This is a genomic window from Mesobacillus maritimus, from assembly GCF_044803185.1.
Classification (GTDB): Bacteria; Bacillota; Bacilli; order Bacillales; family Cytobacillaceae; genus Mesobacillus_B; species Mesobacillus_B maritimus_B.
On record NZ_CP085225.1, the window covers coordinates 649,157 to 670,780 of the forward strand.

Consider the following 21,624-nt stretch of genomic DNA (forward strand, 5'->3'; position numbering starts at 1 on the left):
GAAAGGTGATTATCATGCTAGGACAATTAAAAACAGGCGAAAAGGGACGAATTAAAAATATAACGGGTACAGATAAATTTGTTCGAAGAAGGTTACTCGATTTGGGTATTTCTGAAGGATCAGAGGTTTGTATAAAATGCTATATGCCGTTTGGTGGACCTGTAATGGTTGAGTCATGTGGCCAATGTGTAGCAATCCGTAAGAAAGAAGCACTTAGAATTGAAGTGGAGAGAGTATAGATGGAAATTGCATTAGTCGGTAACCCTAATACAGGTAAGACATCGTTATTTAATAACTTAACGGGCTCCTATGAGTATGTTGGTAACTGGAGTGGTGTAACGGTCGAAAAGAAGGTAGGGATATTAAAAAATAATTCTGCTCAGTTAATCGACTTACCAGGAGTTTATACGTTAAATCCACTTTCAAAAGATGAAGGCGTAGTCACTCATTTTTTTCTTCACGAACCTTTTGATATTCTCCTGAATATCCTTGATGCTTCGCAATTAAGAAGGAATCTCCATCTTACGATTCAACTCCAAGAGTATGGCACACCAATGGTGATAGGTTTGAATATGGTAGATGTTGCTCAGATGAGAGGAATCCGAGTAGACAGAAAAAAATTATCTGATTACTTAGGATCTACAGTGGTCCCTGTTGTAGCACGGACCGGGAAAGGCTGTGAGTATTTAGCCCAGGTTGTTACGAATGAAGCACTTCCACATAAAAACAACAAACTTGTTGATTATGGTGAAGGAATTGAAAATTCTATTACTGAGCTAGCTACTTATTTAAAGGGAAAAACGACACTCCCAGTAAGATGGTTGGCCTTGCAATTAATCGAGGGAAATCCTTATGTTAAAACGTATCTACATCAACACATAGAAGAGGAAAGGGTGAAAGAGTTTCTCACTTCCATTGAAAAGTCATTACAGGAACAGGGAGTAACAGTAGCCCCTGATCAATATATTTATACTAAACGAAATGAAACAATTGAGAAAATTATTTCAGCTGTTACGGAAAATAACAGTAAATCAAAGGTCCCTCTCTCTGAAAAGATTGATTTAGTCGTTACCAATAAATTTCTTGGTATTCCAATATTCCTTGTTTTAATGTTTTTTATGTTTATGCTTACCTTTGACTGGCTAGGATTCCCACTAGCAGATGGCTTGGATTCGCTAATCTCAGGACCAATAACTGGAGGAATTGCTTCAGTTTTAAGCTTTTTGGGTGTATCAGAATTTATTCGATCCCTAGTTCTTGAGGGGATAGTAGCTGGTGTTGGTGGTGTTCTCGTTTTTGTTCCACAGATATTTATTCTATTCTTTTTTATTTCTTTATTAGAGGATTCAGGCTATATGGCACGAGTTGCTTTAGTTATGGATCGTCTGATGGAAATGGTGGGGATGAATGGAAAAGCCTTTATTCCAATGATGATTGGCTTTGGCTGTAACGTACCCGGAATAATGGCAGCAAGAACAATTGAAACACCTAAAGAACGATTGCTCACTACATTGTTAACACCGCTAATGTCTTGTTCAGCCCGTTTGCCAGTGTACGCCTTATTTGTAGGCATGTTTTTTGTGCAATATAAGGCATTTATTGTATTAAGTCTTTATGTTATAGGCATCATTATTGCTTTAATTTTGGCTAGGGTATTTTCGAAGACGATCTTGAAGGGAGAAACTTCTTTATTTGTAATTGAACTTCCTCCTTATCGCTTTCCACAGCTGAAATCCTTATGGCGTAGCACATGGGATAAAGGCAAAGGGTTTGTTAGAAAAGCAGGAACTTTTATTTTTGCAGGATCCGTATTGATTTGGCTTTTATCCTATACAGGACCTGGTGGAATGGAAGTAAAGATGGATGAGAGTTTTCTCTCAATGATTGGTGGGGGATTATCCCCGATTTTTGAACCGCTTGGATTTGGAACTTGGCAGGCGGGGGCGTCGTTGCTGACAGGTTTCCTTGCCAAAGAGGCCATTATTTCAACGATGAACATCATTTACTTTGTTCCAGACGAGGCAACACTTCAAGGATTGCTTGCACAATTCTATACACCACTAGCGGCTTATAGTTTTATGGCTTTTATTCTACTTTATATACCTTGCTTGGCAACTGTGGCCACAATTTATAAGGAAACACAATCAAAAAAGTGGACTGCCTTTTCCATGGGCTATGCTTTTGTAATTGCTTATATCCTGGCTTTGGTTATTTATCAGGGAGGACAGTTAATCGGCTTGTCTTAAAAGGGGAGAATTTTAGGTATGATAGTGAATCTTATTATTGGTGCGGCAATCTTTGGTTATGCGGCCTGGGCACTTTATCGTTTTATTGAGAAATCAAAAAAGGGAAAATGTGCAGCCTGTTCAATTGAGCCTGTTTGCAATAGTAAAACATGCCTACCACCTGAATCTGGAGCAAGAGAAAAACAATAATGATGTGAAATGGGAAGGGATTTCGCCTTCCCATTTTTTATGGGAATAATTTTACTCGCTAACGAATAAGGAGTCAAAAAGTATCAGATGATTCGATAAAGGTACGACTATATTTCTTCCATGGTGTCTCATTTGCTAGCATCTTTGATAGTTGTAAAAGAAGTGGTTCAATATCGGTTCCTTCAATAATAATTTTTAAGTTTGTTTGTGGGTCAATGGTTAACAAAAATGAAACGAGCTTAGGAAGAGAGGATGCATCAACAACCTTCTGCTTGCTAGATAAAAATATTGTCCCGCTTACCTTTTTTACCACTTGGTTAATTTCAAGCATATTTCTGAAGGAAAATCGATTCTGGACAATTACGGTGGATGAGAGAATCTCATTCATTATCTTTAGCTCCTTTTATTCAATATATTGTTTTTTACCCCTACATTGGTAAAGTAAACTAGGCCAATGGTAGTAATTAGGGGGAAGGATTTTTTTAAAAAAGATAAGAAAGCATAAAAGTTTAAACTTAGAAAATTGTCCAGCTCCAGCGCCCTAGCGGCTAGTGTCCTTCGCTCTCCGAGTAAAAATCGGGTTTTGGATTTTTACCGCGCAACGATTGCGTCAACATCGAATCGCTATCGCTCTTCGTGTTTCCTTTATCTCAGTTGGAGGGCTCCAGGCCATACGCCGCTGAACAGGGCGCTTGCGCTTTTTTTATATCCAAGGAATATTTACTGGTGACTACAACCAATCTTAAGGAGAGCGTTATCGAGTTTAGAGGGGGCTGAAGATGCTAACGATTATCAAAAATGGAGAAGTTTACGCTCCAAACTATTTAGGTAAAATGGATCTTCTACTTGTTGGGAATAAGATTGGTTTTATTGAAGACCAGATCGAAAAGCCTGCTGGTTTCGTCGATGTAAAAGTCATTGATGCAACAGATAAAATGGTCGTTCCAGGGTTTATTGATGCCCATGTCCATATTATTGGAGGAGGAGGAGAAGGAAGCTATAAAACAAGAACCCCTGAAATGCAACTAACAGATGCTACTTTGGCAGGAGTGACAACTGTTATTGGGGTGATTGGGACAGATGGGACAACCCGTTCGATGGCTGCGCTTATTGCGAAAGCACGAGGACTTGAAGAAGAAGGGCTTACCTGTTATGTACATACTGGTTCCTACCAAGTCCCTGTTAAAACTTTAATGGGTAAAATAGAAGACGATATTATAGTAATTGATAAAATTATTGGAGTAGGGGAGATCGCCATTGCCGACCATCGCTCTTCGCAGCCTACATACGAAGAATTAGCCAAGATTGCTTCAGCTGCTAGGATTGGCGGAATGCTTTCCGGGAAATCAGGAATTGTTAATATTCATGTAGGTGATAGCAAAGACCAACTTAAGCTGATTGAAAGGGTTGTGGAAAAGACTGATATTCCTCTAGGCCAATTCTACCCTACACACATTAATCGCAACCAACAATTATTTGAGGCGGGAATTCGCTATGCGCAAAAAGGGGGATATGTTGATTTCACTACTAGCTCTATTCCAAAGTTTCAAAAAGAGGGTGAGGTGAAGTGTAGCATTGCTCTTCGCCGGATGTTAGAATCTAATGTTGATATTTCAAGAATTACATTTACATCAGACGCTCAAGGAAGTTTACCCGATTTTGATTCATCAGGCGAGCTCCTTGGATTAAAAATTGGCAAAATATCTTCCCTTTTTGAGGAAGTTCGAGATAGTATTCTAAAAGAAAGTGTTCCAATTGGCCTTGCTCTTCGAGTCATTACCCAAAATCCAGCTGAGATTTTAAAACTAAAACAGAAGGGGAAGGTTGAAGTCGGAAGAGATGCCGATCTTGTAATCCTCCGTAAAGATGATTTAGTTATTGATACAGTCTTAGCAAGGGGTCAAGTAATGGTTGAGCATGGAAAGGCTATCGTAAAAGGTACTTTTGAGTCCTAGTAAAATTCAACAGTCATAAACCCATGATAAACCTCACAATCCTTCATAGAAATGTCACATAATTGTCCTATTCTGTTTCTAATCACATCCCCTAAATATGTTAATTTTAAGGCAAGAGGATGATGATTGGGGGGGGGCTAATTAATGGAAACATTTTCTATTACTTTAAGCATTGCGAGTATCATGGTCTTAATTTATTTCATTGGCTACACGATTGCCGACAAGGCAGAATAACACTTTAAAGCTGAAGCCCCAAATGGTTTCAGCTTTTTCTTTTGATTCGCTCTGTTTTAGGACAAGTTGATAGGGCGGAACAATCAACCTTCTTGTAAATTAGCGAATGAACTGGGTATCCTTGTTAATATGAATACTTAATAAGCAGAGGAGGTTTCATGTTGACAAACTTTCGGATTGAAAAGGATACAATTGGTGAAATCAAGGTTCCAGCAAATAAGTATTGGGGAGCGCAAACACAAAGAAGCAAACAAAATTTTAAAATTGGGGTCGAAACAATGCCTCTTGAGGTTATTTATGCGTTTGCCCACATTAAATCGGCAGCAGCGAAAGTCAATCACCAGCTTGGTCAACTATCAGAACATAAGAGAAATGCAATTACTCAAGCTTGTACAGAAATCTTAGAAGGCAAATTGGATGATCATTTCCCACTTGTTGTTTGGCAGACGGGAAGTGGTACCCAAACCAATATGAATGTAAATGAAGTTGTTGCGAGAAGGGGAATGGAAATCCTTGAGCAAGGTGGATTGAACGAAGCTATTCATCCCAATGATGATGTAAATATGTCGCAGAGCTCGAACGACACCTTTCCAACTGCCATGCATATTTCAGCTATGCTAGCATTAAAAAATAATCTATTACCGTCCCTTCAAAACTTTGCATTAACATTAAAAAAGAAGGAAGATGAATTCGCTAATATCATTAAAATCGGTAGAACGCATCTTCAGGATGCGACCCCCTTAACCTTAGGTCAGGAAGTTAGTGGGTGGCGAGCAATGCTCGAAAAGAATAGAGAGATGATTAAAAATTCGTTAGTTTACCTTCGAGAACTTGCAATTGGTGGTACTGCAGTAGGGACTGGAATTAATGCGCATAAAAGGTTTGGAGAGTTAATGGCAAGAGAAATCTCTAACCAAACAAACTTAATTTTTCAATCTGCTGCAAATAAGTTTCAGGCACTAACCTCCCATGATGAGCTCGTTCAAATGCATGGTTCGTTAAAAGCGTTAGCCGCAGATTTAATGAAGATTGCCAATGATGTTCGCTGGTTAGCAAGTGGTCCTAGAAGCGGGATAGGAGAAATCTCAATTCCAACTAATGAGCCTGGTAGCTCGATTATGCCAGGAAAAGTGAATCCGACGCAGAGTGAAGCTTTAACGATGGTAGTCACTCAAGTTTTTGGGAACGACGCGACAATTACTTTTGCTGCTAGTCAGGGCAATTTTGAATTGAATGTTTTTAAACCAGTCATCATTTATAATTTCTTACAAAGCGCGAACTTGCTTGCTGACGGAATAAGAAGTTTTGATGAAAATTGTGCAGCTGGCCTAGAAGCAAACCGTGAAACCATCCAGAACAATGTTGAAAATTCTTTAATGCTGGTAACAGCACTGAACCCGCATATTGGGTACGAAAAAGCAGCGGAGATTGCGAAACTTGCCTTCAAAGAAAATTTAACGTTAAAAGAGGCTGCCATTAAAACAGGTTATTTAAGTGAAGAAGAATATGAACAATGGGTGAAACCTGAAAAAATGGTTTAAACAAATGAAAAGCCCCCTTCCAAATGGAAGGAGGCTAGCCATTATATAAAATTGTACTTAATCGAACTTATCTTGCTTGATTAGCGTTGTGAACCGCTCATTTGTTGTTGCGCCATGCTTACAAGACGTTTTGTGATTTCGCCACCAACAGATCCGTTAGCACGAGAAGTAGTTTCTGCTCCAAGGTTTACACCAAATTCTGAAGCAATCTCATACTTCATTTGCTGAAGAGCTTGCTCAACACCAGGAACCAATAATTGATTTGAATTGTTACTTGCCATTAATGTTTCCTCCTTTGTGTTTTCACTAGTTGTTTTTGGGTTAGTATGGACTTGAACCAAGATGACTTTTATTTAAGTCATTGCACCTGCCTAACCCTCGATGTGAATAAATCTTCTGGAGTAAAACGGCTTGCTTAAATGTGTTGCGCTGTTTGTTTTGTTTATTTTGTTTTCTGTTGTTGATGTGTTGTTAATTGTATTATGGGTCGAATATGGATCTTTTATGCGACTAATTTTAATGGTATTTATTTCCTCTTTAGAACACCTGCATGTACATATCTAATCTTAGTAAGTTGCAAACTAAAGGTATGTAAATAAGGTAGGAGGAAGGAATATGGGGATATGTCCAATATGTAATGGCTTTGAGCAGTATATTACCCAGTGTCAGAACTGTGGAAGTAGAATGGAGAATATGGGACGTGAGGCAGAGTATTATGATGACTACAGTCCATATATGCCCATAGATGAGATGAAACTTGAGGATGGCTATCCAAAAAATTTGCAAAATGGTGAATGCCCACATCTTTTTGTCTGTCCTCAATGTGGAAAAAATCAAGTAATGATGATAAAAGAATAGACCCCCAATTTGGGAGTCTATTTTTTATCATCGAATTCTTAATTCAGATTCTGTATCAAAGAAGTGAACTTTGTTCATGTCAAAAGCAAGATCAAGTTTTTCATTTGGCTTGATATCTGTACGTGCATCAATGCGTGCAACAAAGTTCTGACCTTCAAAGGTAGAATAAACCATTGTTTCTGCACCTGTTAATTCTGATACATCAACATTGATTCTAATCGTTGCTCCCTTAGATGCATCAATCGCTATTGGCTCATCATGTAAATCCTCTGGTCTGATTCCAAGGATGATGTCTTTTCCAACATAACCTTGGTCGCGGAGTACCTTCATTTTTCCTTCAGGAACAGCAATAGTCGATTTTCCAGCAGCGAATTTTCCTTCTTCAAGTTTTCCATGGAAGAAGTTCATCGATGGAGATCCAATGAAGCTAGCAACAAAGACGTTTTCTGGCTTTTCGTAAACATCCTTAGGTGCTCCAACCTGTTGGATAATTCCGTCTTTCATAACAACTAGACGAGTTGCCATTGTCATCGCTTCAGTTTGGTCATGAGTAACGTAAATAGTCGTTGTGTCAAGACGACGGTGAAGCTTAGCAATTTCGGCACGCATTTGAACACGTAGCTTTGCATCAAGGTTTGATAATGGCTCGTCCATTAAGAAAACCTTAGCATCACGGACAATTGCACGTCCAAGCGCAACACGCTGACGCTGACCACCGGAAAGTGCTTTTGGCTTACGTTTTAAATATTCTTCAAGACCAAGGATTTTTGCTGCCTCTTGTACGCGACGGTCAATCTCATCCTTTGGAAACTTACGAAGTTTCAGACCAAATGCCATATTATCATAAACAGTCATATGTGGATATAAGGCATAGTTCTGGAATACCATTGCGATATCACGGTCTTTTGGTGGAGTGTCATTTACGCGCTTTCCATCAATCGAGAAATCCCCTTTGGAAATTTCTTCAAGACCAGCAATCATTCTTAGTGTAGTAGATTTCCCGCAACCAGAAGGACCTACGAAAACAATAAATTCTTTATCTTGGATATGCAAATTAAAGTCTGTGACAGCGGTTACATTGTTATCATAAATTTTATAGATATTTTCTAATTTTAACTCAGCCATGATTATTGCCTCCTCAAGTGGTGTTGATGTGATAAGGTAAGTCTACCAATTGAAAGCGTTTTAATCATCGGCAGAGTGCACAAAGATGGTTTGTGCACTTTTATGCATGTTGCAGAATTAAGCTTTTGTCCTTTCTGCCATCAAACAAGCGAGATAGATTGTAACGGCACTGTTGAAAGTTTTAACATTTATTCCGGTAAGGTCTGTAAATTTTTCTAGCCTATACTGCAGTGTGTTTCGGTGGATATAAAGTTTTTTAGCAGCTAAGGAAGTATTTGAATTATTTTCTAGGAAGACCTTCATTGATTCCAACAATTCAGAGTCTTTTCGTAAAATATCAATCACATCTGTTTCAAGAAGCTTTTTGGGAATTGCCGGAAGACTAGCCGCAGACAAAGATGGGAAAATCTTTTCATAAGTAAAAATTCTTTCTTGCGCTAAGAGCGTAAGTCCCTCGATAAAGAGCTCTCTTTCGAGGAAGAAGGCTTCACGAATTTCCTGTGGAGTAGATCGCTTCTTACCTATATAAAATTCAATACGGATAAAAAAATCGTTCTCAAGGGTCGTACTAATAGAATAGAAATCGTCCTCACCATAAACGAGATTGGTCTTATCGAGAATGATGATTCCACTTCTCTCATCAATCTGGATAAACATTGAATCGAGGAAAAACTCTCTTAGGGCCTTGTCCCAGTCGGAGGAGTCGTCCTTTTTTGTACTGATATGATAGTGGATTAAACGAATCTCATTACCAGTGTTTGTTGGAGGAGTCCCTTCGTGGAAAAGGAACTTTTGCCATTGCTTTTCTCCTTCTGTTAACTGAAAAGATGGCTGGGAGTCAACTACCTCAAATAAAGTACTTAATAGCTCTATCTGCTCATCTTGTATATCATTCTTTGGGATGCCAAGCCAAATAGGCTCATCTTTGGTATCTTTTATCCAAAAGTATTGATCAAAAGATGATTGTGGAGGTAAATTTACTAGTATGGATGTTGGAAAATAGGATTGTAATTTCTTTAGCATCTTTTCATTCCTTACTTGTAATGTCTATATGGTTAGTATAAGTTGCTTGATTCTACTTTATAAGGGATGGCTGTATTAGCGTGGTTGTTGATTTCCGCTCCAGGCACTTCGCTTTACGCGGGCAGTCCGGGAGCCCTCCTCGTCGCTCCGCTTCTGCGGGGTTAATTGGTCCTTCACGCGAACCAATTCAACCTAGTTCTCCCTTGGCCTTGCACTCCCGCAGGAGTCTTCGTGTCTTCCGCTCCAATCAATGGTATATAAACGTAACAAAGTAATATAACACAGTCAAAGTTTAGAGCATATGTGAACTTAAACAATATTCAGACACCAACCAGCAAGGAGGTGCCTGAATAGGATTCTTTCTATTTATCATATACATGATACAACATTAGTTCATGTATTTGGCTTTCTAGCTTTTTAAGGTCGTCTTCATTTGGTTTTGTTTCTGACCATTCAATCTCGCCGTTTTGATGGTAGATTCCTTTATACCTCTGCTTAAGGTAATAAAAAGAAAAATGCCATCCTGGAATATCTGCGTTCTCATATAGTGGTTTATATTGAAAATGAGTTAACATATCGGATTCCCCCTTAAAATACATTGTAACTTTTTTAAGGAGAGAACGGCAATGGATATTGGTGTTACTAATAGTTGGCTTTTCGGAATAATAGTTCTACCATCTGACGAATTCTTTGAGCTTCAATTTTCTGCTCATCAAAGGCCATCGGCTTTGAATTCACTTCATAAAGTACGTATTTTCCTGATTCAGTGAGTCCTGCGTCAATTGAAAATTCACCAAAATACCCTAGTTCCTTTGTTAACATATTTCCAACGTTTTTGACAAGCTCTACAAAAAACTGATCATGTTCCTCTGTTTGAACTCGCTCATACGGGAGCAACACACCACCGTTTGGAACATGCGTTGTTAAATTTTGCCTTTGCGATTGGCGAACACCAATCCCAGTGATCTTATATCCCTCAAGGCTATCGTGAGCATGAATCCGAAAATCAAACCGGTGGCCATCCAGTTTTGCTGGGGTGATTTCCATCTGGGCAATATAGCGACGCTTCAATAACTGGTTGCTTTTCTCACGCCAAAAATGAAGGAAGGAAGGATAGGTAGCTTGTTGGTTATGACTTTTGAACTCAATTCCGTCATCCTTTTGAGTTCGAATTAAAAAAATTCCATTTCCGCGTGAGGAAAGCGCTGGCTTTAAATAGACGCCCTTATGTTTCTGCAAAAAGTCCTTTAAAATCTCCCCTTCATTGACAACGATGGTTTCAGGCATTAAAGGTTTTAAGAATGGATGATTGTTACCAAGATCATATAACGTTGACTTATCAATAAAGGAAGGATTAAAAAAGGGGATTTTCCATTCTTCAAACAAACGAGTTGCCTGAATAAACGCAGGTGATTCCTCGGTCTTTCTTAACGGTACACGGTTATAAACCACATGGGGGAGTGGGGTAATAACCGGATACCAAGATTCTGTTTTAGGGATAAAAATAAAACCAGATACACGTTCATTCTTTATTTCCTCTGGGGCGAAGACGACTGAAACACCACCATTTTTCATCGCTTGCCGTTGAATCGTTTTAAAGAGTGGAATATTCCCTAAGACTGCGCCATTTTTGGATAATGAGGCCATAATGCCAATTAATGGCCCCACATTTCCATTAACTACATTTAAATCAAAGGAAAACAAATCCTTCCCATCATTGAAACTAGGAAGGGGAACTTTATTTTTTCCAAAGCTAATTCTTTCTTTTGAGTCTCGTTGGTACCATAAATCATGCCAATGGTCGTAGTACAATCTCATTTGAAAATTTCCTCTGGTCTTGTGATCGCTTTTTCAGCCAGATAAACACCGAATTCAATTGAAAGCTTTCTACTTAAAAGTTCAAAGTCCCTAAGTTCGGGATGCTTAAAAATGGAGCGGCCAGGCTTAGAATTCGCCTCGAATAACCAGACCTTTCCATTTTTATCAATCCCGAAATCAAATCCAATTTCGCCAATGATGCCTTCAACCTGTGTTTCAAGGATCTTACTCAAATAAAGGGCAGCATCTACTAGCTTCTCTTTAAAAAGCTTTTGCTCCACAGTGCTAGGGAAAATTTCTTCAATGGTTTTAACTTCCCCCCCATAGCTAATATGGGTTGTTGCACTACCATTGCCACCAATTTTTGCAGCTATCGCAGCCATTTGCCATTCACCATTTTCATCCTTGTTCGTATGAACACGAAAATCAACTATACGACCTTCTACCCTCATTAAATGAATCCCCTGTTGAACAACCATGTTTGTTAGCTTTCGTTTACTAAATACATGATTAAACAATGCCTCAAGGCTATGATATTTTCGAAGCCTTTGGATTCCTTCATCATCACGATAGCGGCAGTAATAATCGCCCTCTTGTCGATCAAAGAGAATTTGATGAATGCCCAAACCTAAGCTGCCGTTTTCAGGCTTGAGATAAATATGACCAAAGTCAGATAGCATTCTTTCAATAATTGAAAAAGAGGTGAATGGATAGGTTTCAGGAAGATAAGCACTTGCGCCTTCGTCCTGCTGTAATCTCTCGAAAACATCCATTTTGCTAAAAAAACCAGGGTTATACCATGGGATGAGATAATCCGATTGAAGACGTTCCTTCAGTAATTTATTTGTTTTCTTTTTTTCTGTTCGCCGATTGGGGAGGCGATCATAAATAACATTTGGAAAAGGAACATCCATTGTTATCCACGATGAGTCTTCATAGAAATACCCTTTAATTAATCCTCGCTCCCAATCGATATGCTCCTCGCCAAACATAAAAGGCAGTGCTCCGACCAGTTTATTTACAGATAGTAACTTAGAAAAAAAGGTTGTTCGTTTTCCAAGTGGTCGTAGTGGATAGGAAGTGAATCCAGAAGTGAGGATTCCAATTAATGGACCAAAGAACATCGTATCTTTGTCAGTGAAAACGTGAAGCGAAATATCGAGCTCAGGTAAGAATAGAGCTTTACGAATCGTTTCACTTATGATGATTTTCCCCTTTTTATGTGGGATACATTGAACTTCAACAATTTTATTGCCGAAGGCGACTCTTTCAACGGGGGACTGAGCCAATTCTTCCGGTAAAAACACTTTATAGTCTTTAGTTTGTTTATTGGTTTCGATTCGAAAACGTTTTTTCATAGCTTTTCCTCCCTTGCTCATGCTGTAAAGCTAGCATTCTTCCATATTCGAGCGGTGCTGTGTAAAGGGATTCCTGGGCCAAAGGTACCGTTTCGAGTACCACTTTTCTTCCTGGCTTCGAATTCACATCAAGAATCCACAGGGAAAGGTCTTGTGCAACCCCAATATCGATGCCAATCTCGAATAGTGGAGGATATGTTTGCTCAATAATTTTAGGAAGTTGTGTAGTGAGTTCCTCGATTTCCTTTTTGAGAAAATCAATCTTTTTGGGGTCTATTGAATTTAACCAATTGTGAAAAGGTTCTGTATCAGCACCGGCACTAAGATTGGAAAGGACTCCATTTGTTTGGCCGGTTCTAATTCCGCGACCTCGTTCTACCCATTGACCATTTCCATCCTTTTGCAACAAGATGCGGATGTCAAAAGGACGCTTAGCTTGATCGACTAACTGAAGAAACGGTTGAGCAAGGTATTCTTTCTTGGTTCTTATCTTTTCAATCCACTTTTGTGCAATGGTGATGCTTGGAAACGAAGAACGTAAAATCTGTTGTTGTTTTTCAACTATGACGGAAATGGTCTCATTTTCTTTTTCAAGGCAAGCAATGCCCATTCCCCCTGAGCCAGAAACGGGTTTTAAGATAATCTTCTTTTCATTTTCAAGAAAAGAGAGCGTTTGGATTGCATCCTTTACAGGGATTGTTTTAACCACATATGGACTTAGGTTTGAGTTCGCAAGAGTCTGATATAAATTCCACTTATTTGGTAATCCATGCCCGATAAAGAGTAAATCTCTTCTGTTTTTTAACCATTTCATAATAGCGAGTGCATTTTTAGCAAGCGCATGGTCAGCATAAAAACAGCGGTCATAGAGAATGTCTGGTATTGGAAACTCATGAGACCGCCATTCTTGATGGTCAGGGTAAAATTTTTCTCCTGTAACGAGGTGCGTAACAGGGTTAATATTTGTTGGACTAAATCGATAGCATTCGATATCGTAGTGTGGCGAGCGCTTTGCAACTTCAGTAAAGTAGTTGTTCTCTATTTTTGGATTTAGGGAAATAAAGCCAAAAGTGTACATTAGATTTCTCCTTCCGACCCGGAATCAATCTCGTTATAACAGTAATCAATTATCGCCTTAGTGGAGGGACGAATCTTCCTACTCCGCTCGCCAAGGTTTTTAGAAGGCTTAGAGTTAATCTCAATCAACCAAAGGTTTCCGGTCACATCAATCCCGATGTCGATTCCGAGCTCTACCATTAAACCATTCACATGACTGCTAACGCAGTTTGCACCTTCTAAGGCGAGCTCTTTCATCAACGATAGTTTAGTAGTAGCAAACTCTTTGCCGAAGAAAGTAGCTAGAACAGGATGGGGACGCAAAAGCTTTCCGCCAAGAGCGAGATTGGATGCAAATTGATCTTCGGCTGAGGACCTAGCAACAACAGAGGTGACTTTCCATTCTTGGTTATTTTTTTTATGACAAAGAACCCGAAAATCAAGCCTGTTTTCTTCCCACTTAAACAAGTCTATTCCTTGTTGGACTAGATGTGGCTTGGTTCCAATTTTCTGTGCTAAGGCAGCAGTTAGTTCATCTAGATTTGAATAATACTGTTTTTTCATTCCTTCCTTTCCTGAAAAAGCAAGGAGAATGGTATCTAAACTTTTATGAAGCCAATAGATTCCTCGACCCTGACTCCCGTTTAAAGGTTTGATATAGAGGTCGTTATACGTTTCGAACAACTCTGAAAGCAAAGCTTCTTTATACAAATAGGTTTCTGGTAAAAAAGCCTGAAGCTGTTTTCGCTGTGATAACCAATTATGAACTTCCCATTTTGATAGAAAGCGTTGATTGAAAATTTTTATCTTAAACTCCAATGCCAATTCCAGGAAGGCAGCGAACCTTTTACTAACCTCCGTCCTGCGAGCATGGATGCGATTGTAAACAAAGTCAGGAAGTGGCAGTCTAGCTTTCTGCCAATGCTTACCGTCGAAATAATAGCCAGTAAAAGTTTCTTTTGAAGTGTCTTTTAGAGTGAAAACATAAAAGAACCCCCCGTGTTTGCTTACATACTCATTTAGTTCCTCACAGAATGAATGGATATTTTTAAAGGACGGATTGTCGCCATCCTGTTCATAGATTTCAGTAAGAACCGCAATGATGGGTCTATGTGGATCAATGACTGGTTGAGTCAAGAAATTCACCTCATTTGTCCCTTTACACAAAAAGAAGATAGGCAAAAGCTGATACCGTATCGTATGAAATCTGTGATTAGAGTGTGCCTTGACGCACACTCCTCGCAATCGTTCTCATAGTCTGATATAGTGGAGGGGATTCCGAAATGGAAAAGGAGTGTTTAAAATGGCAGTGAATATTTATGATTCTGCATATGAAATGGAAAAGGCGATTCGTTCAAGTAATGAATACGTAACCTTAAAAAGGTTATATGATGAAGTAAATGCGGATGATTCTGCACGAACCATGTTCGATAGCTTTCGTAATATCCAATTGCAGCTTCAACAAAAGCAAATGATGGGCGAAGAAATTTCCCAAGAGGAAGTGGAACAAGCTCAAAAAACGGTTGCACTTGTCCAACAACATGAAAAGATTTCTCAATTGATGCAAGCTGAACAACAAATGAGCGTTGTTATCACGGAAATCAATAAAGTAATCATGAAGCCATTGGAAGAGCTTTACGGCTCACCGGATAATCAATAAGTAGTAAAAAATTCTCGAATCTAGATTCGGGAGTTTTTTTTATGTCTGTGGCTGAAGTTCTATTTTGTCCTCTCATTTCATAAAAATCAGGGGAAGACATGAACATCATGAAATGGGGGCAAAAATATGATCTATCGTCTTTTAGCCTTAAATGTGGATGGAACCGTTCTCCAACCGAATGGAAGAATTCATAAATCGACCAAAGAGGCAATTGCCTATGTTCAACAAAAAGGAATCTACGTAACACTTGTAACTTCACGGAGCTTTCCGGCAGCTAAAAAAGTCGCAAAGGCGCTTAAGATAAACTCACTTCTGGTCACACACCAGGGAGCCTATATAGCTGAAGAACAAGGGAAACCAATTGTTCAAAAGAGCATTCCTGAAGAGATTACTTATGAAATTATTCGTTTCTTAGAAGGCTTTCCATGTCAGATTAGAATCGTTCAAGATGAGTTTTCGCTCGCTAATAAATACAAATTAAATCATAATCTTTTAGCGAAGACCGTCTTTACTACAGGGGACCCGATGTTTTATTCACAACAGTTTGTTGATTCCATAAGTGATACATTACGTGATGACCCAATTATGGCACCGAAAATCGAAGTGTATTTTGAATATGAGGACGACTTAGAGGACGCAAAAGAGGCACTTTCTTCGATTTATACAGAAACCAATATGACAAAGTTAAATGATTTTCGCTTAGATATCCTTCCGCAAGATGTCTCTAAACTAAATGGCCTTCGAGTTCTAGGCGACCATTTAGGGATAGCGTTAAAGGAAATGGTTGTCATAGGAGATGGAATGGATGATATGGAAATGATTGAATCCTGTGGATTAGGAGTTTCGATGGGGAATGCTTCTCCAGAAGTTAAAAAGGCTTCGGACTGGGTAACAAGGTCCAATAACCAACATGGGGTTGCCTACATGGTCAAAGAGCACTTCCGCAAACAACAACCTATTGAGTTTTTGCGGAAAATGAATATTATTAAAAGGTAATCAAAAAGGCCTGGGGTGGAAATGAACACCTGAGGCCTTTTATTGCGTTATGTTTCCTATAGAGGGAGTTAGGTTATACCCTATATAGTATAAACCACAAAACCAAACCAAACAAAGTTGTTTTTACTTTAAAAATTGCAAAAAAATGCTATTTTGGTTGAAAAACCAATTACGATAATAGAAAAAGACTAGATATGGAGGGTATTATTGGCCAGATTCGTACATTTTGACAAAGATTTCGCTGTATAATACCCCGCGATGCTGGGTTTTTTTGTTGAAACTTTCGTTTTATTCCCTGATAGGAGCATTTTATTCCCCGTAATGAATGATATATTCCCTGTAGGAGGAATAAATACTGTAACCAGGTAGGGTACCATCAGACCAAGCGCTACTCGTTGACCCTAATCAATCTACGAAAACATCCACCTACCAAGCTTTTCCACTATATTGACCTTGCTTGTGGTAACCAGTAAACTAGAGGAAGTAAATTTGAAAAGGTGATGCGATTGTATATTTATATAAAAGGTTTGACGGATGAGCGTCTCCATCGGCCTCTACAGTTGATTGCAAACTTATTCTTTGAAGAGCCAGAGGTTTCATTTTTACCATCCGAAAACAAGGTTGATGCAACACTTACTTTTGATTTAATGATAGGAACAACTGTTAAAGCAAGTCTGCAATTGGAAGCAGTCGATGGAGCCTGTTTTTCAGCTTCCTATGAGCGGACTTTACCAGAAAACATAACAGAAAAGGAACGTTTCCGTTTAATTAAAAATGCCCTGTCACATGCTTATCTAACCGTTCTTCAGGATTGGACTGGCATAACCCAGAAATGGGGAATTTTAACTGGTGTCCGTCCTACTAAACTTCTACACAAGAAGTTACAAGAAGGAACGGATTGTGAGACTGCGCACCGTGAATTAGCAGAAGAATACCTAATCACTCCAGAAAAAATCGAGCTTATGCAGCAAATTGTTGATCGTCAGCTAGCGGTTATGCCAGATCTATATGATTTGCGTAAGGAAGTTAGTATCTATATTGGGATCCCATTCTGTCCAACGAAATGCGCTTATTGTACGTTCCCTGCGTATGCAATCAATGGGCGTCAAGGTTCGGTAAATAGCTTCCTTGGGGGGCTTCATTTTGAAATGCGTGAGATTGGAAATTGGTTAAAAGACAATAATATCAAAATTACAACCGTTTATTATGGGGGCGGAACCCCAACGTCCATTACAGCCGAGGAAATGGATATGCTGTATGAAGAGATGTATACGTCCTTTCCAGATGTGAAAAACATTCGTGAAATTACCGTTGAGGCAGGCCGACCAGATACAATTACGCCAGACAAACTTGATGTCCTGAATAAATGGAATATCGACCGAATCTCGATTAATCCGCAATCGTATATCCAAGAAACGCTAAAGGCAATTGGGCGCCATCATACGGTGGAAGAAACAATCGAGAAATATAAGCTTGCTAAGGGCATGGGGATGAACAATATTAATATGGACTTGATAATTGGCCTTCCTGGTGAAGGGACGAAGGAGTTCACCCATACGTTGAATGAGACAGAGAAGTTGATGCCTGAATCTTTGACTGTCCATACGCTAAGCTTTAAACGGGCATCAGAAATGACAAAGAATAAAGAGAAATACAAGGTTGCGGACCGTGAGGAAATTGAGGACATGATGAATCTTGCGGAGAATTGGACAAAAGACCATGGCTACGCTCCCTATTATCTATACCGTCAGAAAAATATTCTTGGGAATCTCGAAAATGTCGGATATTCAGTACCAAGTCAAGAAAGTCTCTACAACATCATTATCATGGAAGAACAGCAGACGATTATTGGTTTAGGCTGTGGAGCATCAAGTAAATTTATTGATCCCGTTACAGGTAAGATCACACACTTTGCTAACCCAAAAGACCCTAAAACTTATAATGATAGCTTTACTGATTATACGAACCAAAAGCTTGAAATATTAAGTGAATTATATGAAGTGAAAAGCTCCCTATCATAAAAGAATAGGGGGCTTTTTCAATTTCTACCTTGGCCTAGGCCAGTTTTTCTTTCATTCTCACCAAATGTGTTAAAAATTCAGATAAATAGTTTTAAAAATCAGACACCACCCTATATAATGGAGATGAAGCAAAGGAGGGGATTACGTTTGACTACAGATTTTAATATCGATTTTAAAACGGAAACGGTCAAGGTCAGCGTAGTGGGAAAAGTAGCGACAGTAGAATTGAATAGACCAGAGTCAATGAATGCCTTGGATTTAGAAATGATAAGAGGACTGGCATGGAATTTAAAAGAACTGTGTAATTCGGATGACGTCGAGATTGTCGTACTGAAAGGTGCTGGACGGGCCTTCTCAGCAGGGGGAGACATTAAGACGATGCTTTCGGAAGGAGATGAAAGCGATTTCTTAGCCATCATGGATAGTATTAGTGAACTTGTGGTCACGCTGTATAGCATGCCAAAGTTGACAATTAGTGCCATCACTGGTGCTGTAGCAGGGTTAGGATTCAGTCTTGCCTTGGCAACAGATTATATTGTTGCGGATTCTTCAAGTAAACTAGCCATGAATTTTATTGGAATTGGCTTAATCCCTGATGGTGGCGGACATTTCTTCATGAAATCAAGAGTTGGTGAAACGAAGGCAAAGCACTTGATATGGGAAGGAAAACCGATGCTAGCGAATGAAGCCTTGGAGCTCGGACTAATTGATGAAGTGGCAATGGATATTCATGCTTCTGTTCAAGCCAAAGTGGACGAGTGGGAGAAAAAGCCTCTTCAAGCAATGATTAAAACAAAGAAAATTTATGCGGAAGAAAATCGATTATCGTTATTAAAGTTTTTAGAACTTGAAAAAATAGCCCAAACGAAAATGAGGCAAACCGAGGATCATAAGGAAGGGATTCAGGCCTTTCTAGAGAAAAGGCAGCCAAACTTTATTGGGAAATAATAGGGTAAAGATGAAAAAGCAAAGAAGGAATTTCTTTGCTTTTTCATTTGCCTAGATGTGTATTAACAGTTTAAGGGTGAAATAACACCAATTTCCCTTGTGGGGAAGTGCAACGATATGTGTTGTCTTGAAGGTTCTTTTCAGAGAGCATCTTTTCGCCAATTGTTTTTGCTTCTTCTTCACTACTAGCTTGGAAGGACTCATCTAGTAATTTTTCCCCATCAGGTTTAAACGCTGTCAATTTATACGTCTCCATCCCTATTGCCCCTTTGTTTAGTATTGTATTGTTAGTGCTATTTTTACATAATTTTTAAAAAAGTGCAAAGATAATAAAAGTATTAAATGGAACTTTTTCTCAATTTACTCGTAGTAAGAATAAGAAGAAAGGGGGAAGTTGCATTGGTACTGAAGTTAGAACATGTAACTAAGAGATTCAGCGAGTTTACTGCAGTTGATGATTTATCGCTTGCCATACCTGAACGGGAAATCTTTGGTTTTCTCGGGGCGAATGGTGCAGGGAAGACGACAACCTTCAGAATGATTCTTGGTTTGTTGGATCCAACAGAAGGAAATATTACTCTTGACGGTAAAAAGGTTGATTATTCAACAAGCCCAATTATCGGATATTTGCCTGAAGAAAGAGGATTGTATCCAAAATTAAAGGTGAAAGATCAGATTGTTTATTTAGCAAGATTAAGAGGAATGAATAAACATGAGGCCTTGAAGGAACTAAAATATTGGCTTGAACGGTTTAAAGTACCTGAGTACCTAGATAAAAAAGTAGAGGAGCTTTCCAAGGGAAATCAACAAAAAATACAGTTTCTTGCAGCTGTTATCCATAAGCCTAAGCTTCTCATTCTTGATGAGCCTTTTAGTGGATTGGACCCAGTGAATGTAGAGCTGTTAAAGGAGGCCGTCCTTGAACTGAAGGAAGCAGGAACAACGATTGTGTTCTCGAGTCACAGGATGGAGCATGTAGAAGAGATGTGTGAGCATCTATGTATCATGCAAAAAGGAAAGCCAATTGTTCATGGAGCATTGAAAGACATTAAACGTTCGTTTGGGAAAAAGAATCTGGTAATTCATGCTGATTTTGACCTCAGTTATTTACATAGATTTCAAGGGGTGACAAGTTCCAAGCGGACAGCAGAAGGAGTCCAGCTACAGATAACTGGCGAGGACGTTGCTGGAGATATATTACAAGATATTGTCGGCAAAGGGTTTATACGGAAGTTTGTACTAGAAGAGCCTTCTTTAAATGATATTTTTATCGAAAAGGCAGGTGCTTCCTATGAATAATTTTTTTATAATCTTATTCCATACATATCTAACAAAATTAAAAACAAAATCATTTTTAGTGACAACTATCCTAACCGCTGCTATTTTAATTGGTCTAACCAATATTCCGCGGATTGTTGAATTCTTTGATAAAGATGGTGAAGCAGATAAGGTAGCTGTTATTGACAGCTCTGGGCAACTATTTGAATCATTACAGGAGCAAATAAGTGCTAGTAGTGATGACATTGAACTGATTCTTTTTACTGAAGGTTTGGAGGAAGCAGAACAGCAGGTAGAGGAAGGGGAATTTACTGGGGTCCTTGAGTTAATGTTGACGGCTGACCAATTACCAGCAGCATCCTATAAATCAATGAGCATGGCTGACTCTATGGTAGTAACAGAACTGCAATTGAGCCTTCAGCAGTTGAAAACAATGATGGCTTCTGCTCAGATCAACCTAACCCAAGAACAGCTTGCGCAATTATACGAACCAGTCCCTTTTGAACGAGCGGCACTTGAAGAGAATGCTAAAACTGAAGAAGAGTTGAATCAAGCAAGAGGTCTTGTTTATGTTTTATTGTTTGTTATTTATTTTGCGGTCATTATGTATGCGAGTATGATCGCCACAGAGGTTGCCACTGAAAAGTCATCAAGGGTCATGGAGATTTTAATCTCTAGTGTCTCACCAATTAAGCAGATGTTTGCCAAGATTATTGGTGTGGGTCTATTATCGCTTACACAAATGGCTGTTTTTTTACTTGTCGGGTATGTCTCCATTAAACAGAATTTAGAGTCGATGGAAGGCGGTTTTTTTGAGTTCTTTGGCTTCGGAAACATACCAGGAGCTACGATTGCCTATGGGGTTATCTTCTTCATTTTAGGCTATTTCCTTTATGCCACTTTGGCTGCATTCTTGGGGTCACTCGTTAGCAGGATTGAGGATGTCCAGCAAATGATTACTCCGATGACGTTGTTAGTGGTAGCTGGTTTTATGATTGCGATGGTCGGGTTAAGTACGCCAGAAGCTGGGTTCATTACTGTTACTTCTTATATTCCATTCTTTACACCGATGATTATGTTTCTAAGAGTGGGCATGCTCAATCTCCCAGTATGGGAAATCGGTTTATCGATTGGGATTCTCCTGGGAACCATTATTATTCTTGCCATCTTTGGAGCGCGTGTTTACCGAGGTGGGGTTTTAATGTATGGAAAATCAAATTCCTTTAAGGACATCAAGACGGCATTACAATTAAGTAAGAAAAAGTGAGTGGTTAAAGAGGATTTAGGCTAGGCTGCCATTGGTAGCCTAGTTTTTTAT

General features: G+C 39.1%; 22 protein-coding genes. 12 read left to right on the forward strand and 10 right to left on the reverse strand.

The genetic code is table 11. The annotated features are described in order from the left end of the window. Window positions 1–14: 14 nt before the first annotated feature. Genes LG336_RS03160 through LG336_RS03170 form a run of 3 tightly spaced genes read left to right on the forward strand, consistent with a single transcriptional unit; the run spans window position 15 to window position 2,435 of the window. On the forward strand, window positions 15–239 hold the full coding sequence (locus LG336_RS03160) for a ferrous iron transport protein A (protein ID WP_404331105.1): 225 nt from the start codon (window positions 15–17) through the stop codon (window positions 237–239). Beyond that, complete coding sequence (feoB, locus tag LG336_RS03165; protein WP_404331106.1) at window positions 240–2,246, forward strand: ferrous iron transport protein B; 2,007 nt, start codon at window positions 240–242, stop codon at window positions 2,244–2,246. 18 nt (window positions 2,247–2,264) lie between these two features. Next, the gene (locus LG336_RS03170; RefSeq protein WP_404331107.1) at window positions 2,265–2,435 is read left to right on the forward strand and encodes a FeoB-associated Cys-rich membrane protein; all 171 of its coding nucleotides are present in this window, start codon (window positions 2,265–2,267) and stop codon (window positions 2,433–2,435) included. 73 nt (window positions 2,436–2,508) lie between these two features. Here LG336_RS03170 and LG336_RS03175 read toward each other — a convergent pair whose 3' ends face one another. Further along, window positions 2,509–2,823, reverse strand: a complete 315-nt coding sequence (locus LG336_RS03175) for an HPr family phosphocarrier protein (RefSeq protein ID WP_404331108.1) — start codon at window positions 2,821–2,823, stop codon at window positions 2,509–2,511. A gap of 391 nt (window positions 2,824–3,214) precedes the next feature. Here LG336_RS03175 and iadA point away from each other — a divergent pair, with 391 nt between their 5' ends. Both iadA and fumC read left to right on the forward strand, forming a co-directional pair. Then, on the forward strand, window positions 3,215–4,390 hold the full coding sequence (gene iadA, locus LG336_RS03180; protein ID WP_404331109.1) for a beta-aspartyl-peptidase: 1,176 nt from the start codon (window positions 3,215–3,217) through the stop codon (window positions 4,388–4,390). Window positions 4,391–4,782: 392 nt separating this feature from the next. After that, the gene (gene fumC / locus LG336_RS03185) at window positions 4,783–6,165 is read left to right on the forward strand and encodes a class II fumarate hydratase (RefSeq protein WP_404331110.1); all 1,383 of its coding nucleotides are present in this window, start codon (window positions 4,783–4,785) and stop codon (window positions 6,163–6,165) included. A gap of 80 nt (window positions 6,166–6,245) precedes the next feature. On the opposite strand, the gene LG336_RS03190 is transcribed toward fumC, so the two are convergent. Next, complete coding sequence (locus tag LG336_RS03190; protein ID WP_404331111.1) at window positions 6,246–6,446, reverse strand: small, acid-soluble spore protein, alpha/beta type; 201 nt, start codon at window positions 6,444–6,446, stop codon at window positions 6,246–6,248. Window positions 6,447–6,780: 334 nt separating this feature from the next. On the opposite strand from LG336_RS03190, the gene LG336_RS03195 reads away from it, so the two are divergent. Beyond that, window positions 6,781–7,023, forward strand: coding sequence for a hypothetical protein (locus LG336_RS03195; protein ID WP_404331112.1), 243 nt, complete (start codon window positions 6,781–6,783; stop codon window positions 7,021–7,023). A gap of 27 nt (window positions 7,024–7,050) precedes the next feature. Here the strand turns inward: LG336_RS03195 and LG336_RS03200 are convergent, their stop codons facing one another. From LG336_RS03200 to LG336_RS03230, 7 genes are all read right to left on the reverse strand, one after another. Further along, the gene (locus tag LG336_RS03200) at window positions 7,051–8,148 is read right to left on the reverse strand and encodes an ABC transporter ATP-binding protein (protein WP_404331113.1); all 1,098 of its coding nucleotides are present in this window, start codon (window positions 8,146–8,148) and stop codon (window positions 7,051–7,053) included. A 117-nt stretch (window positions 8,149–8,265) separates the two neighbouring features. Continuing rightward, window positions 8,266–9,171 (reverse strand): PucR family transcriptional regulator, encoded by a 906-nt coding sequence (locus LG336_RS03205; RefSeq protein ID WP_404331114.1) that lies wholly within the window; start codon window positions 9,169–9,171, stop codon window positions 8,266–8,268. Between the two features lie 362 nt (window positions 9,172–9,533). Further along, the gene (locus LG336_RS03210; protein WP_404331115.1) at window positions 9,534–9,746 is read right to left on the reverse strand and encodes a YheE family protein; all 213 of its coding nucleotides are present in this window, start codon (window positions 9,744–9,746) and stop codon (window positions 9,534–9,536) included. A gap of 67 nt (window positions 9,747–9,813) precedes the next feature. Beyond that, complete coding sequence (locus tag LG336_RS03215; protein WP_404331116.1) at window positions 9,814–10,989, reverse strand: YheC/YheD family protein; 1,176 nt, start codon at window positions 10,987–10,989, stop codon at window positions 9,814–9,816. Further along, entirely contained in the window at window positions 10,986–12,347 is a 1,362-nt protein-coding gene (locus LG336_RS03220; RefSeq protein ID WP_404331117.1) for a YheC/YheD family protein, read from the reverse strand. Before LG336_RS03220 ends, LG336_RS03215 begins: the two co-directional genes overlap by 4 nt. Then, complete coding sequence (locus LG336_RS03225; protein WP_404331118.1) at window positions 12,316–13,425, reverse strand: YheC/YheD family protein; 1,110 nt, start codon at window positions 13,423–13,425, stop codon at window positions 12,316–12,318. The genes LG336_RS03220 and LG336_RS03225 overlap by 32 nt, the downstream gene beginning before the upstream one ends. Then, entirely contained in the window at window positions 13,425–14,540 is a 1,116-nt protein-coding gene (locus LG336_RS03230; protein WP_404331119.1) for a YheC/YheD family protein, read from the reverse strand. The genes LG336_RS03225 and LG336_RS03230 overlap by 1 nt, the downstream gene beginning before the upstream one ends. Window positions 14,541–14,706: 166 nt before the next feature. Here LG336_RS03230 and LG336_RS03235 point away from each other — a divergent pair, with 166 nt between their 5' ends. The 4 genes from LG336_RS03235 (at window position 14,707) to LG336_RS03250 (ending at window position 19,028) form a co-directional block, all read left to right on the forward strand. Next, a complete protein-coding gene (locus LG336_RS03235; protein ID WP_404331120.1) occupies window positions 14,707–15,063 on the forward strand; it encodes a YlbF family regulator in 357 nt (118 codons plus the stop codon). A gap of 126 nt (window positions 15,064–15,189) precedes the next feature. Then, the gene (locus LG336_RS03240; RefSeq protein WP_404331121.1) at window positions 15,190–16,059 is read left to right on the forward strand and encodes a Cof-type HAD-IIB family hydrolase; all 870 of its coding nucleotides are present in this window, start codon (window positions 15,190–15,192) and stop codon (window positions 16,057–16,059) included. 506 nt (window positions 16,060–16,565) lie between these two features. Further along, a complete protein-coding gene (locus LG336_RS03245; protein ID WP_404331122.1) occupies window positions 16,566–18,080 on the forward strand; it encodes a coproporphyrinogen III oxidase in 1,515 nt (504 codons plus the stop codon). A gap of 147 nt (window positions 18,081–18,227) precedes the next feature. Next, window positions 18,228–19,028: an enoyl-CoA hydratase gene (locus LG336_RS03250; protein ID WP_404331123.1), complete on the forward strand. Its 801-nt coding sequence runs from the start codon at window positions 18,228–18,230 to the stop codon at window positions 19,026–19,028. 70 nt (window positions 19,029–19,098) lie between these two features. Here the strand turns inward: LG336_RS03250 and LG336_RS03255 are convergent, their stop codons facing one another. Further along, window positions 19,099–19,284, reverse strand: a complete 186-nt coding sequence (locus LG336_RS03255) for a YhzD family protein (RefSeq protein ID WP_404331124.1) — start codon at window positions 19,282–19,284, stop codon at window positions 19,099–19,101. A gap of 143 nt (window positions 19,285–19,427) precedes the next feature. On the opposite strand from LG336_RS03255, the gene LG336_RS03260 reads away from it, so the two are divergent. Together LG336_RS03260 and LG336_RS03265 are read left to right on the forward strand one after the other, a co-directional pair. Further along, window positions 19,428–20,327: an ABC transporter ATP-binding protein gene (locus LG336_RS03260; RefSeq protein ID WP_404331125.1), complete on the forward strand. Its 900-nt coding sequence runs from the start codon at window positions 19,428–19,430 to the stop codon at window positions 20,325–20,327. Further along, window positions 20,320–21,573: an ABC transporter permease gene (locus LG336_RS03265; RefSeq protein WP_404331126.1), complete on the forward strand. Its 1,254-nt coding sequence runs from the start codon at window positions 20,320–20,322 to the stop codon at window positions 21,571–21,573. The genes LG336_RS03260 and LG336_RS03265 overlap by 8 nt, the downstream gene beginning before the upstream one ends. Window positions 21,574–21,624 lie beyond the last annotated feature (51 nt).

Coding starts and splice junctions, on each gene's coding strand:
- LG336_RS03170 (WP_404331107.1), top strand. CDS start 2,265: ATGATAGTGAATCTTATTATTGGTGCGGCAATCTTTGGTTATGCGGCC.
- LG336_RS03265 (WP_404331126.1), top strand. CDS start 20,320: ATGAATAATTTTTTTATAATCTTATTCCATACATATCTAACAAAATTA.
- LG336_RS03160 (WP_404331105.1), top strand. CDS start 15: ATGCTAGGACAATTAAAAACAGGCGAAAAGGGACGAATTAAAAATATA.
- LG336_RS03255 (WP_404331124.1), bottom strand. CDS start 19,284: ATGGAGACGTATAAATTGACAGCGTTTAAACCTGATGGGGAAAAATTA.
- LG336_RS03210 (WP_404331115.1), bottom strand. CDS start 9,746: ATGTTAACTCATTTTCAATATAAACCACTATATGAGAACGCAGATATT.
- fumC (WP_404331110.1), top strand. CDS start 4,783: ATGTTGACAAACTTTCGGATTGAAAAGGATACAATTGGTGAAATCAAG.
- LG336_RS03215 (WP_404331116.1), bottom strand. CDS start 10,989: ATGAGATTGTACTACGACCATTGGCATGATTTATGGTACCAACGAGAC.
- LG336_RS03240 (WP_404331121.1), top strand. CDS start 15,190: ATGATCTATCGTCTTTTAGCCTTAAATGTGGATGGAACCGTTCTCCAA.
- LG336_RS03235 (WP_404331120.1), top strand. CDS start 14,707: ATGGCAGTGAATATTTATGATTCTGCATATGAAATGGAAAAGGCGATT.
- LG336_RS03220 (WP_404331117.1), bottom strand. CDS start 12,347: ATGAAAAAACGTTTTCGAATCGAAACCAATAAACAAACTAAAGACTAT.
- LG336_RS03200 (WP_404331113.1), bottom strand. CDS start 8,148: ATGGCTGAGTTAAAATTAGAAAATATCTATAAAATTTATGATAACAAT.
- LG336_RS03175 (WP_404331108.1), bottom strand. CDS start 2,823: ATGAATGAGATTCTCTCATCCACCGTAATTGTCCAGAATCGATTTTCC.
- LG336_RS03190 (WP_404331111.1), bottom strand. CDS start 6,446: ATGGCAAGTAACAATTCAAATCAATTATTGGTTCCTGGTGTTGAGCAA.
- feoB (WP_404331106.1), top strand. CDS start 240: ATGGAAATTGCATTAGTCGGTAACCCTAATACAGGTAAGACATCGTTA.
- LG336_RS03195 (WP_404331112.1), top strand. CDS start 6,781: ATGGGGATATGTCCAATATGTAATGGCTTTGAGCAGTATATTACCCAG.
- LG336_RS03205 (WP_404331114.1), bottom strand. CDS start 9,171: ATGCTAAAGAAATTACAATCCTATTTTCCAACATCCATACTAGTAAAT.
- LG336_RS03225 (WP_404331118.1), bottom strand. CDS start 13,425: ATGTACACTTTTGGCTTTATTTCCCTAAATCCAAAAATAGAGAACAAC.
- iadA (WP_404331109.1), top strand. CDS start 3,215: ATGCTAACGATTATCAAAAATGGAGAAGTTTACGCTCCAAACTATTTA.